At 51.2% G+C, this 15,031-nt stretch carries 13 protein-coding genes and 1 riboswitch; of the genes, 9 read left to right on the forward strand and 4 right to left on the reverse strand.

Annotation, left to right across the window (positions count from 1 at the left end; translation table 11 throughout):
* Positions 1-112 precede the first annotated feature (112 nt).
* A complete protein-coding gene (locus VGK02_02345) occupies positions 113-2,221 on the forward strand; it encodes a heavy metal translocating P-type ATPase (GenBank protein HEY3373887.1) in 2,109 nt (702 codons plus the stop codon).
* Here the strand turns inward: VGK02_02345 and VGK02_02350 are convergent.
* Positions 2,202-2,840, reverse strand: coding sequence for a DivIVA domain-containing protein (locus VGK02_02350; protein ID HEY3373888.1), 639 nt, complete (start codon positions 2,838-2,840; stop codon positions 2,202-2,204). The two genes, VGK02_02345 and VGK02_02350, sit on opposite strands and share 20 nt — an antisense overlap.
* Positions 2,841-2,852: 12 nt before the next feature.
* On the reverse strand, positions 2,853-3,605 hold the full coding sequence (locus VGK02_02355) for a hypothetical protein (GenBank protein HEY3373889.1): 753 nt from the start codon (positions 3,603-3,605) through the stop codon (positions 2,853-2,855).
* Between the two features lie 286 nt (positions 3,606-3,891).
* On the opposite strand from VGK02_02355, the gene VGK02_02360 reads away from it, so the two are divergent.
* The 7 genes from VGK02_02360 to scpB all read left to right on the forward strand — a co-directional run bounded on the left by VGK02_02360 (position 3,892) and on the right by scpB (position 12,085).
* Entirely contained in the window at positions 3,892-5,199 is a 1,308-nt protein-coding gene (locus VGK02_02360) for a thymidine phosphorylase (protein ID HEY3373890.1), read from the forward strand.
* Positions 5,200-5,260: 61 nt separating this feature from the next.
* A complete protein-coding gene (locus VGK02_02365) occupies positions 5,261-6,199 on the forward strand; it encodes a cysteine synthase family protein (protein HEY3373891.1) in 939 nt (312 codons plus the stop codon).
* Between the two features lie 2 nt (positions 6,200-6,201).
* Entirely contained in the window at positions 6,202-8,835 is a 2,634-nt protein-coding gene (locus VGK02_02370) for a CBS domain-containing protein (protein HEY3373892.1), read from the forward strand.
* A 24-nt stretch (positions 8,836-8,859) separates the two neighbouring features.
* Positions 8,860-9,477, forward strand: a complete 618-nt coding sequence (locus VGK02_02375) for a site-2 protease family protein (protein HEY3373893.1) — start codon at positions 8,860-8,862, stop codon at positions 9,475-9,477.
* 220 nt (positions 9,478-9,697) lie between these two features.
* Positions 9,698-10,711 carry a tryptophan--tRNA ligase gene (gene trpS, locus VGK02_02380; GenBank protein ID HEY3373894.1) on the forward strand — a complete coding sequence of 338 codons (1,014 nt, stop codon included), beginning with the start codon at positions 9,698-9,700 and terminating at the stop codon, positions 10,709-10,711.
* A 46-nt stretch (positions 10,712-10,757) separates the two neighbouring features.
* Complete coding sequence (locus VGK02_02385; GenBank protein HEY3373895.1) at positions 10,758-11,507, forward strand: segregation/condensation protein A; 750 nt, start codon at positions 10,758-10,760, stop codon at positions 11,505-11,507.
* Complete coding sequence (gene scpB / locus VGK02_02390) at positions 11,504-12,085, forward strand: SMC-Scp complex subunit ScpB (GenBank protein ID HEY3373896.1); 582 nt, start codon at positions 11,504-11,506, stop codon at positions 12,083-12,085. Before VGK02_02385 ends, scpB begins: the two co-directional genes overlap by 4 nt.
* Before the next feature lie 5 nt (positions 12,086-12,090).
* Here scpB and VGK02_02395 read toward each other — a convergent pair whose 3' ends face one another.
* Positions 12,091-13,200 (reverse strand): AI-2E family transporter, encoded by a 1,110-nt coding sequence (locus VGK02_02395; GenBank protein HEY3373897.1) that lies wholly within the window; start codon positions 13,198-13,200, stop codon positions 12,091-12,093.
* 69 nt (positions 13,201-13,269) lie between these two features.
* Positions 13,270-13,995, reverse strand: a complete 726-nt coding sequence (locus tag VGK02_02400) for a pseudouridine synthase (protein ID HEY3373898.1) — start codon at positions 13,993-13,995, stop codon at positions 13,270-13,272.
* A gap of 121 nt (positions 13,996-14,116) precedes the next feature.
* Positions 14,117-14,299, forward strand: a riboswitch (cobalamin riboswitch).
* A gap of 63 nt (positions 14,300-14,362) precedes the next feature.
* On the opposite strand from VGK02_02400, the gene cobU reads away from it, so the two are divergent.
* Complete coding sequence (cobU, locus tag VGK02_02405; protein ID HEY3373899.1) at positions 14,363-14,929, forward strand: bifunctional adenosylcobinamide kinase/adenosylcobinamide-phosphate guanylyltransferase; 567 nt, start codon at positions 14,363-14,365, stop codon at positions 14,927-14,929.
* Positions 14,930-15,031: the final 102 nt, after the last annotated feature.

Below are 15,031 nucleotides of genomic sequence, written 5' to 3' on the forward strand. Positions count from 1 at the left end.
TAGGGTAAAACTCCAGTAAAACAGCAAATAGCATGTCGATTGCAAGTGGGATTAACTCTGGATTACTATAGTGCTAGTGCAGTTATAGTAATAATCGTTTGCAGGGATGTTTATGCAGAAAAAGCGGTCATATATCGAAGAAGCACAAGATAATTACATCATAAAGGGCTCCGGCAACTCATCGGTCCCGACTTTAGAATCGGTGTATGAACTGCGGGTCGATCGAGCGTTAAACCTTACGGCGATAATTAAGACACTGCGAAACGCTTTTCTGGTGACCCTTGTAACATCGATGCTGATTATTCTCGACTCACCGATAAGCGAGCGCATGCTCGGTTTCAGAATTAGACTGCCGATTCCCGATGTCTACGTCCATCTGTTACTGGCGACGATAGCGCTCATATTCGGGGGCATCTACTTCTTTAGAACAACCTGGCAGTCGCTGGCAAAAAGCAAAATCGACGCGTCGATTTTGACGTCGCTTGCGGTAGCGACCCTATACCTGTTCAGCATCGGCTCGATATTTTTCTTTGCCGGCGCAAATCTATTTTACGCGGCGACCCTCATTTTAACGTTTTCGCTCCTTGCACAGTGGATGAAATTTGTGGCGTGGAGACAGATAACCGGCTCAACAATATCACTGCTCGACGAGCTTCCTGCAATGGCCGATGTCGTGAGGGGCGAGGACATCGTAACCGAGCCTGCCCAGAAAGTGTACCCGGGTGACGTCGCGCTTGTGCGTGCCGGGGAAAGGGCACCCGTAGACGGTGTTGTAACCGAGGGAGAAGCCGCGATCGAGTGGTTACCGATAACCGGAAAAACCGGATCGGCGGTTGTTAAAAACGGTGACGAGGTGCTTGCCGGAAGCCGTTGCATCGACGGCGAATTCAGGATGGAAGCCACTAGGGTCGGCCAGGACACGCTCCTTGCACGTGTGGTTAATGCGGCCGATGCAGCGCAGCGCTCGCAACCCCAAGAGCAGGAGTTTATGGAAACCGCAATCTCATATTTTACCCTGATGGTGATTGTGCTGGCGGTGTTTGCATTTATCATCTGGGACACCGCGCTTGCAGGCGGTTTATCGTTCGCTCTTATTATTGCGGTAGCGATTCTTGTGGCGGCAAGCCCCGAAGCGCTCAGCCTCACTATACCGCTCGTAGTATCTCTCAGCACCGGTTTTGCCGCGCGTCACGGTATCCTGATTAAAGACGCCGCCACCGTTGAACGGCTTACTCATACCAAGACGGTTGTTTTCGACGAGGTTGCATCGTTAATCGAAGGCGAGCCCCGGGTGTCCGACGTCTATCATGTCGGGAAGCTAACCGAGCCGGGCTTTATCAGGTTGGCGGCCAGTCTTGCTAAAGCCGGACAGATCCCGTATGCTGACGCGATTATCACCGCTGCGCAACAAGGGGTAGGGCGGTCGATTCCTGTCCCGGAAGAATTCGCTATTGTTACGGGTTGCGGGGCGATGGGAACAGTCGAGACGCGAAGAGTAATGCTTGGGAACAGGCGTCTCATGGTGGACCGGGGCATCAATATATTTGCCGTAGAGGAGCGTGCACGAGAATTCGCCGAGCAGGGCAAAACCGTCGTCTACGTGGCCGTAGACGATCGCATCGAAGGGATATTAGGAATTGAGCAAACGCTTGCAGCCCGTGCACGCGACACGGTTAAGGAGCTTCATTCGATGGGTTTGACTATCGTATTGCTGACGGGCGACGACAAGCATACCGCTCAGTCGATAGCGGAGAGACTCGCGCTGGATGAGGTATACGCAGAAGTGCTGCCCTCGGCAAAAGCCCAGACCATCAAAGAACTTCAGCAGCGCGGCAAGTTCGTGGCCGTAGTAACCCGCGGCACAAAAGATTCATCGACGTTAAAACAGGCTGATATCGGTATTGTTACCGGTGTTGGCACGGCTACCGATATGAGAGCGGGCGATATCGAGATCATCAACAACGACCTGGTGCAGTTGAGCGATACATTCCTCACCGGTAAGAAGGTTGAGAGTAAGATACGGGAAAACAGCTACTGGGCCGTCGTATACAACATCATAGTACTGATCGTTGCAACAGGGGTGTTCTATCCAAGTTATCAAGTGTTTATTAGGCCGGAAGCCGCTGCGGTATTCATGGCTGCGAGTGCGGCGATGGTGATATTTAACTCACTTTCGTTGCGGGGGACGCTGTTTAGGTCGTTTAAATCTCTTCGGCTATAGCCGCGCCGATACGCCGCATAGAGCCGAACGCAATACCGAGAGGTACGCCCGTCGCGACGATTGCCCCAAGAAAAAACGACTCATCGAGCACATCGAGTAAGATAAGGTAACCGTTAAGCTCAACGAGCGCGAACTTCAAATCATCGCACTCAAGCTGTTGTGCGATCGTATATGTCCACCCGTTTTTATCCATGAGCCGGCGCATTGCGGTTGCAAGATCGATGTCGACATTTGCGACGCTCGAGATAACGTTACCGTCACCATTAAACACCCAAGCGGCGATAATACCGTCGATCGAGGTAAGCTCACCCAGCTTCTCCGGGATAATAACGCTTGCGCCGTTCGAGATTGCCGCCGCGCCGTTTTCCATGTGCCCATTGCCGCTCGAATTTTGCGTGATTAAATTGATTTGTTCCTCGAGCTCGTCCGATATTTCAACATATGAGGCAAGCTTGTCGAGGGTTTCAGCGAGTTCTTCGCGTGCTTTTGCACGGTCATCGGTGAGACGGCGCATGTCGCGGTAGAGTACGGCGAGCAGCTTATCCACGTCGTCTCTCTTATAGCCGAAGAGCTCACGACCTATTTCTATATCCTGCACTGCGTCGAATTCCTCATGCATCTCATCCTCGTTCTATTTTGCGCTTCCGGCTACAATGATTCCTTTACCAAGTTCAAATTCGGAAGGTGAAATGTTACCGGTCTGGACATAGTCCCAGCGCATAAAGCTCTTGCGACCCTCTCGCTCGCCTTCCCAAAGGGTGGGCAGCCCTTGTTTGTTAAACGTCAGCCTGGTGCCGGGCGCGTCGGGCGGGAACATCTCATCAAGCTGTTTTGTGCCCGTCGTGGCGGTATCGGAAAAAGCACCGACAAAAAACATCGCGCTCAAGTCGGCGAACGATGTTGCGGTTGCCGTTGCGACGATGCTTTGTGCCGCCGATTTGCTCGGTGTGTCGATAATCCAGATCACGTGCTTTGGAGCGCTAAAAATCATGACCTTTTGTTTTGAGGGGTTTTCAAAACGGTAGCTTCCGCCGCTCTGCGTCCACACCCCGTTAAACCCGGTTTGGGTGGTAATTCGCGCCTTAAATGAGGCATATTTTGTGGCGGCGACAATCTTAGAAAGATTATTACCGCTTTGTGCCTGGGTGCCGGTACTGGCACTTGTGTTTGTTGCTGCGTCTACGGTTGTCGCCGTTGAGGTGTCTTCCGCAAGATTTGAGACAGGCGTAATGACAGTACGCTCGACGATTTCAAAAAGCGCCAGCGTTAAAGCCAGGGCAATGACGACGATAAGCGCACGGTTTATACCACGCTTCGGGCCTTGAGATCCGCCTCCAGGGTTAGCTATTTTCGATTTTGCGGAAGAAAAGAGATTAATAGCCATAATATCTCACGTTTACCGTACCAGAATGCGTCCGCGGTTACAATAAAGCTTATGTAGTATTATGGGCGGCTATAGAACGCTTAGTATTTATATGCTCTAATCCGTGAGAGGAAAAACGGCTGATAGACAGAATACAAATAGAAGACGAAATGCGGCGGGAGTGCGTGGGCTTCGCTGGTAGAAGTGGATAAGTTGCGGGTAGATGCGTAGTAATGTAGGCGAAGACGGTGGAATAAGTGCGTGAATCAGAGATGACCGGTAACACAGCACGCATGTGGAGGATGGTATGAGAGTCGTAGATATTCTGGCGAAAAAACGTGACGGCGGCTCGCTCTCGCCGGCTGAGATAGACCAATTGGTGTACGGATTTACTGCGGGTGACGTAGCTGATTACCAGATGGCTGCTTTCCTGATGGCGGCATATCTCAACGGTATGACGCCGGACGAGACATTCTACCTAACACAGGCGATGGTCAAAAGCGGCGACACGGTCGACTTGAGTGCGATTCAAGGCATAAAAGTCGATAAACACAGCACCGGCGGTGTCGGTGACAAGGTCACCCTGATTCTGGCGCCGATGATGGCTGCCGTCGGTCTAAAAGTGGCGAAGATGTCGGGGCGCGCGCTCGGCCACACCGGCGGAACGCTCGATAAGCTCGGGTCGATTCCGGGGTTTAACGTTAATCTTACGGAGCAACAATTCGTCGACCAGGTCAACAACATCGGCGTTGCGATTATCGGGCAGACGAAAGAAATCTGCCCCGCCGATAAAAAGATGTATGCGCTTCGAGACGTTACCGCAACGGTGCCAAGCATCCCACTCATAGCAAGCAGTGTCATGTGCAAGAAAATCGCCGGCGGCGCCGACGTAATCGTGCTCGACGTAAAAGCCGGCTCCGGGGCTTTCATGAAGACGGTCGCCGATGCTAAGCGTCTTGCCGAGGAGCTTGTCGCTATCGGGCGGAAGTTCGGAAAGAAAGTGGTCGCCGTTATTAGCAATATGGACCAACCGCTCGGAAGCACGGTGGGGAATTCGCTCGAAGTCGAAGAAGCCATTGATGCTATGAGAGACTTCGGCCCGGCCGATGTGCTCGATTTAACCGTGACGCTCGGTTCGTATCTTATGGTTGGGGCGGGTGCCGCATCATCAACGAAGGAAGCTGTTGGAATTTTGAGCGGCGCGCTTGAAAGCGGCAGGGTTCTTCAGAAGTTCGAGCAGCTTATCGAAGTGCAAGGCGGTGATGCGAGCGTTATCGAGAACCCGAGAGGCGTGTTGCCGCACGCGCGCTTCGTTGAAGATGTAGAAGCGATGGGGGATGGGTATGTTCACCGTATAAACGCCGAAATGATAGGGAAGGCCGCGCACATACTCGGAGCCGGTCGTGAGAAGCTCGGCGACGACATCGATTACGGAGCAGGCATTATTATCACGCACAAGGTCGGCGATTTCGTGCATGCCGGCGACCCGATAGCGCAAATGCATAGCAGCGATGCGCGAAAGTTCAACGAGGCGAGAGAAATAATCCAGAATGCATTTCAGTTGGGCTCCACAGCGTACGCGGTTCCCTCGACCATTTGTGATATTATTACGTAAAAGGTGCTGCTAAATTGACGATAATACATATAATGGCGCAGGTACGCAGTAGGAGTTATAAATGAGCAATGGTCTTCTCGATCTAATTGGAAACACGCCCGTTGTAGAGATAAAACGGCTTAATCAAAATAAAAATGTAAAGATATACGCCAAGCTTGAGAGTTTTAACCCCGGGGGCTCGATTAAAGATCGTGTCGCCAAGTATATGATTGAAAAAGCGGAGGAAAGCGGTAAACTTACCCCGAAAAGCATCGTGCTCGAGGCAACGAGCGGTAATACCGGCATTGGACTCGCGCTGGTTTGTGCTATAAAGGGATATCACCTGCAGATTGTCATGCCTGAAACGATGAGCCTGGAGCGGCGCCAAATCCTTACCGCATTCGGAGCGGAGTTGCTTTTAACCGATGGGTGCAAAGGGATGCCGGGCGCAATAGAGATGGCTAATAGGCTTGCCGAAGATCCAAAGTATTTCATGATCAACCAGTTCGCGAACCCCAACAACCCGCTTGCACACTATGAGACCACCGCAAAAGAGCTGCTCGAACAGGTCAAACCGATCGATGTGTTTATTGCCGGGATAGGAACCGGCGGAACGCTTATGGGATTCTCCCGCCGCTTTACGGAGGACAGCCCGGGCACTAAGATTATCGGCGTTGAGCCGTACCCGGTTCATAAGATCCAGGGGCTTAGGAATCTCAGCGAGGGCTATGTACCGCCGATCTTCGACATGGAAATGCTCGACGAAAAAGTAAACATCAGCGATGATGATGCGTACGATACCACCAAAGATCTCGCCAGGGAAGAGGGGTTGCTCTGCGGCGTATCATCAGGCGCGGTCATGGCCGAGGCGCTCAATCAAGCGCGGCTTATGGATAGCGGAACCATCGCGGTCATTCTGGCCGACGGCGGTGAAAAATATCTCAGCACCGATCTCTTTACCTGCCCGTATAGGCGCAAGTGCAGCGCTCAAGAACTCGCGGAGTGCAGGGCAGAGAAGTAAACGTGGAAATTATCACCTGTCACGTAAACGCGGATTTCGATTCGTTCGCTTCGGCGGTAGCGGCAAAGAAGATATACCCGGATGCTAAAATAGTGCTGCCGGGGGCGCAGAATAGGAACGTCCGCGAGTTTTTAGCTCTTCATGACGACATCATAGAAACCTTCGATATCAGATTTATCGATAAAAAAGCCGTCTCCCGGTTGATTATTGTCGACACGAAAATCGGCCGCAGAATCGGCGAGCTGCAGGAGATCGCATACAAGCCCGGCGTGGAGGTATTTACGTTCGACCACCACCCGCCGACACCCGAAGACGTGCCGATCACCAGGGACTTTTCCGAGAATGTCGGCGCAACGACAACAATCTTAACAAAGATCATCAAGGATAAAGGTATCCCGATTACCCCGTTTGAAGCGACTTTGTTTGCACTGGGAATTCATGAGGATACCGGCTCGCTCACCTTTAAAACCACAACCTATGAAGACGCAGAGGAGCTCGCATTTGCGATGGCGAATCATGCAAGCGTCGAGGTAATCCACCGTTTCTTAAACCCGGCGCTTACCCCCGAGCAACATGCGCTCTTCGACCGCTTAATTCACGCGGCGCGGATTATCGATGTTTACGGAACGCCGGTAATGCTTACCAACGCCGAAGTTCCGGAATATGTGGAGGGTGGCTCGGTCGTTGTCAGTAAAGTCGCTGATATCGAAAACGTCGATGTGGTTTTCGCCCTTCTCGAGCAGGAAGATCGAGTATTCATAATCGGGCGCAGCCGTACCGACAACGTTGACGTCGGGGTTATCCTTGAAGCTATGGGGGGCGGCGGGCATGCCCAAGCTTCCTCGGCGAGCATGAAAGACAAAGACCTTGAGACGGTCGAACGGATGCTTATCGATGCAATTCATGAGCAGGTGGAAAAGCCGCCCGTCGCACGCGAGATCATGTCGACGCCGGTTAGAACCGTGGATGCGGACGTTACGATAAAAGAAGCGAATAAGCTAATGATGCGCTACGGCGTCAGCGGCCTTCCGGTTGTCGAGGGCGGCAAGTTGGTTGGGCTTATCGGCAGGCGTGAAATTGATAAAGCGGCGCACCACGGCTTAAGCCATGCACCGGTTAAAGGGTTTATGGTTCGAAGAATCGAGCCGATATCACCCGAGACACCGCTGCCCGATGTGCAGCGCTTGCTTAGCGATGAAGATATGGGGCGTGTTCCGGTTGTGGATGATGGCCGAGTCATCGGCATTATCAGCAGAAGCGATGTTTTAAAAGCGCTCGGCGGGTCGGATTATTTTAGCAAATCGAGTGCGTTTCCAGCGGTGAAGCCCCATTACACGCGGGGCGAGATCGCGCAACGCATCAAAGACCTTTTACCAGGCGACGTGCAGGCGCTGCTACGCGAAATCGGCGACCTGGCGGATGAAACCGGGTACTCGATCTTCCTGGTCGGCGGCATAGTTCGCGACTTACTTCTCAATTACCGCAACCTTGATGTAGACATCGTAGTCGAGGGAGATGCAATAGAGTTTGCCAAGATCATCGCCGATGCTTTTAAAGCGCGCATACGGCCGCATCAGAAATTCGGCACCGCTGTCGCCGTCATGGAAGACGGGTTTAAGATCGACTTCGCTTCCGCGCGCGCGGAGTTCTACGAGAAGCCCGCGGCACTGCCACAGGTTGAGCCGACATCTATTAGACAAGACCTTGCACGGCGCGATTTCAGCATTAACGCCATGGCTGTCAGCCTAAATGCGCACGATTACGGCACGCTTCTCGATTTCTTCAACGGCCAGCGTGATCTGAAAAGCGCGAAAATCCGTATCCTGCACAACCTGAGTTTTGTTGAAGACCCGACGCGCATATTCAGGGGAGTGCGTTTTGAGCAGCGCTTCGGCTTTAAGCTCGACCCGGAGACCGAGGATTTACTCAAAAAAGCAATCGAGATGGACCTTATCGGGCATCTGTCCGAGACACGGCTTCGCTACGAGCTGATGCTGATTCTCGCGGAAGAGCAACCCTTTAGAGTGCTTAAAAGGCTAAACGAGCTTGGGGCGTTGAAGATTCTCGACACCAACATCACCATCGACGCCAGCCTAGAGCTACTGTTTACACGCATAGAGAAGGCCATAATAGAGCTCGATCACTATTTCGCTCATAAAGTGCAAAAACCGATGTTATATCTCGCCGCGCTCTTAAGGAACCTCGATGATCGGCAGCTCAATGCGTGGTCCGAACGCATGAAGTTTAAGAAACTTGATAAGACACGCTTAGTCGAGCTTGCGCTCGATGTTCCCAATGCGGTGCGTACGCTGGAGCAGAGAGCAAGTATAAAGAACAGCGAACTCTACAGGCTATTGCACCCGCTGTCGGCAGATGCACTGGCTTATACATACGCTTTAACGGCCGATAAGAGGATAAAAAGGCGGATACGCTACTATCTATCGAGCTTGCGGGGTGTGAAATTATCCATAGACGGAAGAGTCCTTCGCGAGATGGGATTCGCGCCCTCGCCGATGTATAATATCGTATTGAAAGATCTTTTGGCGGCTAAGCTCGACGGTAAGGTTGAAACGCCGGAAGAAGAAAAGAAATTTGTAGTAAATCGTATTAATCAGCTTTCTAAGGAGTTGGAATAATAATTGGGGTTGTTAGATCCTAATATGCTGTTATTCACATTGTTATATAAATTGCCTGCGCTTCTGCTGTGTCTTACGGTGCATGAGTTCATGCACGGGTATGTCGCGTACCGGCTCGGCGATACGACTGCGAAGGAGCAGGGGAGGCTTACGTTTAATCCGATCAAGCACCTTGACCCCTTTGGCACCCTGGCCATCATCTTTTTACCGTTTGGATGGGCGAAACCGGTACCGGTCAACCCGTACCGTTTCAGAAATCCGCGCCGGGATATGGTAATCGTCGGTGTTGCGGGGCCTATCGCCAACTTCATAGCCGCGTTTATCGTCGCCAAACTGCTATTACTCGGCGGAGTTTTCACGGCGCCATATGTTGCGACACTGATAGACGTAATCGTCATGATTAATGTTGCGCTCGGCATATTTAATCTGTTGCCGATTCCGCCGCTTGATGGCTCAAAGATCATTCCGTACCTGTTGCCCGAGAGTATGCAACAAGGGTGGTACAAGTTCGAGCAGTACGGCTTTTTGATCTTGCTTGTGCTGGTATTTATGATCCCGAATAGTCTTGCCTTTATCAATGTGCCAATCAACTATCTGATGCCGTTCATGTACGCGCCGTTACCGGTACCCAGCATTTTCTAGACAATCGAGGTTGGTTTGTAATCAGGAAGTTGCCGTCATCGGTACACCGTGGTACTGGATAACCCGTAGACACACCCGTAAATTTTGCATACGTCGGCATATAGCAGGACTGATTCATAATACCCCGCGCTCACTTTTTACTGTATAATTAGCGAAGAAAGTAGAAACGGCCTGGCCATGCCAGGCCTATAGCTATATAAGGTAAGGAGTTTGGTGTTCATTGGCTAAACGAGTAGTAAGCGGGCAGCGGCCGACCGGCAGGTTGCACCTCGGGCATTATTTTGGAACATTACAAAACTGGGTTAAACTGCAGGACGAATACGAGTGCCTGTTCTTCGTAGCCGATTGGCACGCACTTACGACCAAGTATGATGAGGTCGGCGGCATTGCTACCGATACTCGTGAAATGGTCATCGACTGGCTTGCGGTCGGCTTAGACCCTAAGAAGTGTTACATATATAAGCAGTCGGATATCCCTGAAGTAGCCGAACTCTTCGTGTACCTTACAATGATCACGCCGACTTCGTGGCTCGAGCGAAATCCAACGTATAAAGAGATGCTAGCCGAGATTACCAGCAAAGATATAGCGACCGCTGGCTTTCTGAGCTATCCGGTACTGCAGACCGCCGATATTATTTTGCCGAAGGGCAATGTCGTACCGGTAGGTGAAGACCAGCTGCCGCATCTCGAGCTCGGCAGGGAAATCGTCCGCAGGTTCAATTATCTCTACGGAGAATACTTTGATGAGCCGCAGTCACTATTATCACCGGTAAAGCGCCTGCTCGGCATAGACGGTCGCAAGATGAGCAAGAGCTACGACAACGCAATTTATCTCTCGGATGAACCGGATGTCATCCGCAATAAAGTAAATCAGATGGTCACCGACCCGGCACGGCAAAAAAAGACCGACCCGGGCAGTCCCGAGCACTGCCTCGTCGTCTATCCGACAGAACAGGTATATATGAGGCCGGCAGAGCTCGAGGAGATCGAGACCAACTGCCGCGAAGCAGCCTGGGGCTGCATGGCCTGCAAGCGCAAGCTGGCAGATAGAATCATCGAGTCGCTCGCGGACTTTAGAGAACGCCGGGCGGAAATTGAAAAAGAACCGGGCATCGTTGACGCGGTGCTGCGGGAAGGCCTGCATCAGGTACGCCCGATCTGCCGCTCGACCATACGAGATGTGCGCTCCATGCTCAACCTTTATGAAGATAAAGTCACGGTAGAGAACGATTAGCGGTTAATAAGTTAAAGAACCGATTGTAGTAAGGGACGGGAACCCTATGGCGTATCAGGTCAAACTCGAAGTATTTGAAGGCCCTTTTGATCTGCTGCTCAATCTAATATCACGGCAAAAGCTCGATATCTACGAGGTATCTATTGCTGCCATAACAAGGGAATACCTTGATTATGTCGATCAAATGCAAGAATTCGACCTCGAGGTGGGCACGGAATTTCTCCTGATGGCGGCAACGCTGCTCGACCTAAAAGCAGCCAGTCTTCTCCCCAAGAAAGACGATGATTCCTTCGATGATAACGAGTACACACCACAGGAGGCGCGCGAGATTCTTATCGCACGGCTTATCGAATACAAGAAATTTAAAAACGTATCCGGTGAGCTGGCGGCACGCTACGATGCCGAGAGCAAGTATTTTATACGGGAAGCCGGTCTTGAAGAGCAGTTCGACAATCTCGTCCCCGATTTCTTATCCGGCATATCGAAAGAGCGCATGCGAAAGCTGTTTATGGCCATCAACGAACGCAAGGTCATTAACCTCATGCAGGCCGATCATATCACGCCGAAGCCGCTGAGCGTCGATGAATATGCCGAGAAAATCGAGAAGGGGCTCACCGGTGTTCGGATGAAAAGCTTTAAAGACCTCACTAATGAGTGCGGCGAAAAGGTCGAGCTTATTACAATGTTTTTGGCCGTCCTCGAGCTATACAAGCGCGGCGTCGTTACGCTTGGCCAAGACGAGACGTTCGGCGAGATAGTGATTATAGTAAACGACAAAGCAGGGGTGGTAGTGTGAGCGACTTGAAACTAAGGTTGAGAAGCATCGTCGAGGCCATGCTATTCATAAGCGATCAACCGTTATCGATAGAAATAATGGCTAGCATCATTGATATACCTGATGCAGAGGTTAAGGACATCGTCGACGAGCTGGCAAAAGAGTACCGCAGAGCCGAGCGCGGGTTCCAGCTGCGCGAGGTTGCCGGTGGATATCGGTTCTATAGCCATCCCGCATATGCGCCCTATGTCGAAAAGCTTATCCTGTCATACGATCATCGGCGTCTTACGCAAGCGGCGCTCGAATGTCTCTCGATTATTGCATATAAGCAGCCTGTGACCAGGGCCGAGATCGCCGCAATCCGAGGCGTAAACTCGGACGGCGTCGTTAATACGTTGATCAATAGAGACCTGATAAAAGAGACGGGCCGGCAAGAAGGGCCCGGGCAGGCGATTCTCTACGGTACAACCGCTCGCTTCTTGGAATCGTTTGGGATGCGCAGCATATCAGAGCTGCCGCCGCTCGACGAGTTTATCCCGGATGATGAGATCAGAAAGCAGATAGAGGAAAACCTTCGCTCCAGCGCCGTCTTAGAGTAAAACGCTTAAGCCTTTGCCGCCGGCTTGGATTGTTCCTTAGGATACTTCTTAATCGATATTCTATCCAGCCCATCGGGAACGCGCTCGTACTTAAAGTTGTCGCGTATGAAGCGCAAGATATTCGAGACGAACACCAGAACCGGCACTGCCAGAAATATCCCGACAATTCCGCCGAGTTCGCCGCCCGCAATGATGCCAAAGAATATAATTAAAGGATTGAGGCCTACCGTGCCACCGAGCACTACCGGCGCGAGTACATTGTTTTCAAGTTGCTGGATTATTATGAAAACTATTGCCACATAGAGGGCTAAGATAGGCTTGATAGTAAGCGCGACGATAATCGCAGGTATTGCCCCTAAGACCGGTCCTAGGACCGGAATGATTTCCGTCAGGCCCGCCCATACGCCGAACAGCGCCGGGTATGGCAAGTCGACGATCCACATACCTATTCCGAAAAACAAACCGATTGTCGCCATAAAGATGAACTGTCCGAAGAGATAGCGCGCAAACGCGCTTTCCATGGCGACCAGGAAACGATCATATACGGGCACCAGGTCTTTATGAAGATGTACTCTTAATGACTTATCCATATTAGGCAGGTAGATTAGAAAATAGAGTGACAGGATAAAGACGAGCACTACGTCGGTTACAAAAGTAATGACCGAAGGAATTATAGTGAAGACGTTTCTAACCTGGGACGTCACGATTCCCGAAAGCTGCCCTAAAATTGTATCGGGGTTTATGGCGAACTGGCGCAGGAACGTAATGCCTCGAAGCTGAGACTGAATAAACTGTGTTTCCCGGCTAAGAATACGGATGTAACCTGGGAAGTTTCTAATGAACGCTGTTATCTCAGCCGCCACGGTCGGCGCGAGAATTACGCTGATAAGAGCGAGAATCCCAAAGAACAAGAGATACGTGATGAGAATTGCGAGAATTCGTTTCATCCCCCGGTTAGCAAGAAATGCGACAAGTGGATGAATAATAAAAACGATAAAACCGGCCGCTACGAACAATAGGATAGTATGGGCGATTGTTCCCGCTAAGATGTAAAGAAGTACGATTGCTATTGCGAATAAGATCGCCTTTAGCCAGTCGGCAACCCGAAAGTACATAAACAGCCCCTCATTCCATGTCTAATGCTGCGATTATACACTATCCGCTTGCTGTACGTATACCTTTCATTACTTCAAGCGTACGGATTTATATAACATATCAATTTCTTTATCGGTAAGATGTCTGAAATCACCAAGAGGGAGCTTGTTTAAAACAATATTGTCGACTGCGATGCGCTTTAAGAAGATTACCGAATGGCCAATAGCTTCAAACATTCTTCGTATCTGGCGTTTTTTACCTTCGGATATGGTTGTCTCGAGCAGCGTCGAGGATTTCGTTTCTCGCAAGACTTTGATTTCTGCGGGGGCGGTCATGCCGTCCTCGAGCATGATGCCCTTGCGTAGATTATTGAGCAGGTCATCCGGCGGATGTCCCATGACTTCGGTTATGTATTTTTTCTTAACTTTGTAGCGCGGGTGGGTCAAGCGGAATGCCAGCTCACCGTCGTTTGTTAGGAGTAGCAAGCCTTCGGTATCGAGGTCAAGACGACCGACAGGAAACACCCTATCTTGAATACCGCCTAGAAGCTCGATAACGGTCGGGCGCCCGTACGGGTCGGTAACGCTTGTGATAAAGCCGGACGGTTTGTTGAGTATAATATAGAGTTTTTCTTCTTTCGGAAGAATGCGCTTGTTGTCGACCTCAACGACATCGTTTACCGGGTCGACTTTGGTGCCGAGCTCTGTTACCACGTGCCCGTTTACCTTGACTCTTCCGTCTGTGATTAGCTGTTCGGCGTGTCTGCGCGAACTTACGCCCGCGCGAGCCAAAAATTTCTGTAGACGTTCTTCCATAATTATTGATTATAGCGCATTTGCCTCAGCTTGGTGGCCTTCCGAAACCGTGTTATGATGAGCTTAGTAGGATTACCCTTATTCAATATGTTGCCTTTACGTTTCAACATATAATCAAGGGAATAAAAGATATAGTCGGGGTGCCGCTTTATTAGCGGAGAATAGGGAAGCCGGTGCGAATCCGGCGCGGGCCCGCCACTGTAAACGGGGAGCCGCCCGCTCATGCCACCGCAGACGATGTGGGAAGGCGCGGGAGGGCTATGAACCGTAAGCCAGGAGACCTGCCTTGACATGGAGCCTTCGCGGATCAAGAGTTCGTCGACCTTAGCGTAGGCTAAGGTTTTTTTGTTTTAGGCGTGGAGGCGTGGTGCAGCAGCAGAAAGCAGCAAGGCAAACATCATCGAAGCTTATCTTATTCGTGGGCGGAGCGCGAAGCGGAAAAAGCGTTCTAGCCGAAGAAATAGTACGGCAATACGGCAGGGTTGCATACGTTGCTACAGCTGAAGCGGTTGATGCAGAAATGATTGAACGTATCCGCAAACACCGTGAATCCCGGTCCGGCGGCTGGGTAACGTATGAAGTCGACGAACTGCTCGAACAGGCTTTAGCCGCCGCATTCAAAGACAGTGAGGCCGTAATCATCGACTGTCTAACGGTGTATGTAGCGCGCCGCATGATTCAGACCGCCAATGATGATGAAATAATTGACGAGGCGGCGAACGTTGCGCACATGGCGAAAGAATCAGGCAAGACAGTGGTCATTGTAACCAACGAAGTCGGCATGGGAATTGTACCGGAGTATCCATCCGGCAGGCGATACCGCGATCTACTCGGCAAAGTGAATCAGCAAGTCGCGGAAGTGGCGGACAAAGTGCTCTTTACCGTTGCGGGTATCCCGGTAGACATCAAGTCGCTGCGAACACCTATTATCTAAGTGCTTATATAAGAGAATGCAGTGAGCGCTATTATGTAGATGCTTTTAGTCGCGGTGCGTGAGCCCGGTGCTTAGAGGGCGATATATCAACCGTTAGGCTTA

It is taken from the genome of Candidatus Aquicultor sp. (assembly GCA_036504445.1).
Classification (GTDB): domain Bacteria; phylum Actinomycetota; class Aquicultoria; order Aquicultorales; family Aquicultoraceae; genus DASXVE01.

Bases quoted from the DNA above. Each gene is read 5' to 3' on its own strand.
- VGK02_02345 (HEY3373887.1), top strand. From the start codon at position 113: ATGCAGAAAAAGCGGTCATATATCGAAGAAGCACAAGATAATTACATC.
- VGK02_02395 (HEY3373897.1), bottom strand. From the start codon at position 13,200: ATGTACTTTCGGGTTGCCGACTGGCTAAAGGCGATCTTATTCGCAATA.
- VGK02_02355 (HEY3373889.1), bottom strand. From the start codon at position 3,605: ATGGCTATTAATCTCTTTTCTTCCGCAAAATCGAAAATAGCTAACCCT.
- VGK02_02385 (HEY3373895.1), top strand. From the start codon at position 10,758: ATGGCGTATCAGGTCAAACTCGAAGTATTTGAAGGCCCTTTTGATCTG.
- VGK02_02350 (HEY3373888.1), bottom strand. From the start codon at position 2,840: ATGCATGAGGAATTCGACGCAGTGCAGGATATAGAAATAGGTCGTGAG.
- VGK02_02375 (HEY3373893.1), top strand. From the start codon at position 8,860: ATGCTGTTATTCACATTGTTATATAAATTGCCTGCGCTTCTGCTGTGT.
- VGK02_02365 (HEY3373891.1), top strand. From the start codon at position 5,261: ATGAGCAATGGTCTTCTCGATCTAATTGGAAACACGCCCGTTGTAGAG.
- VGK02_02360 (HEY3373890.1), top strand. From the start codon at position 3,892: ATGAGAGTCGTAGATATTCTGGCGAAAAAACGTGACGGCGGCTCGCTC.
- VGK02_02400 (HEY3373898.1), bottom strand. From the start codon at position 13,995: ATGGAAGAACGTCTACAGAAATTTTTGGCTCGCGCGGGCGTAAGTTCG.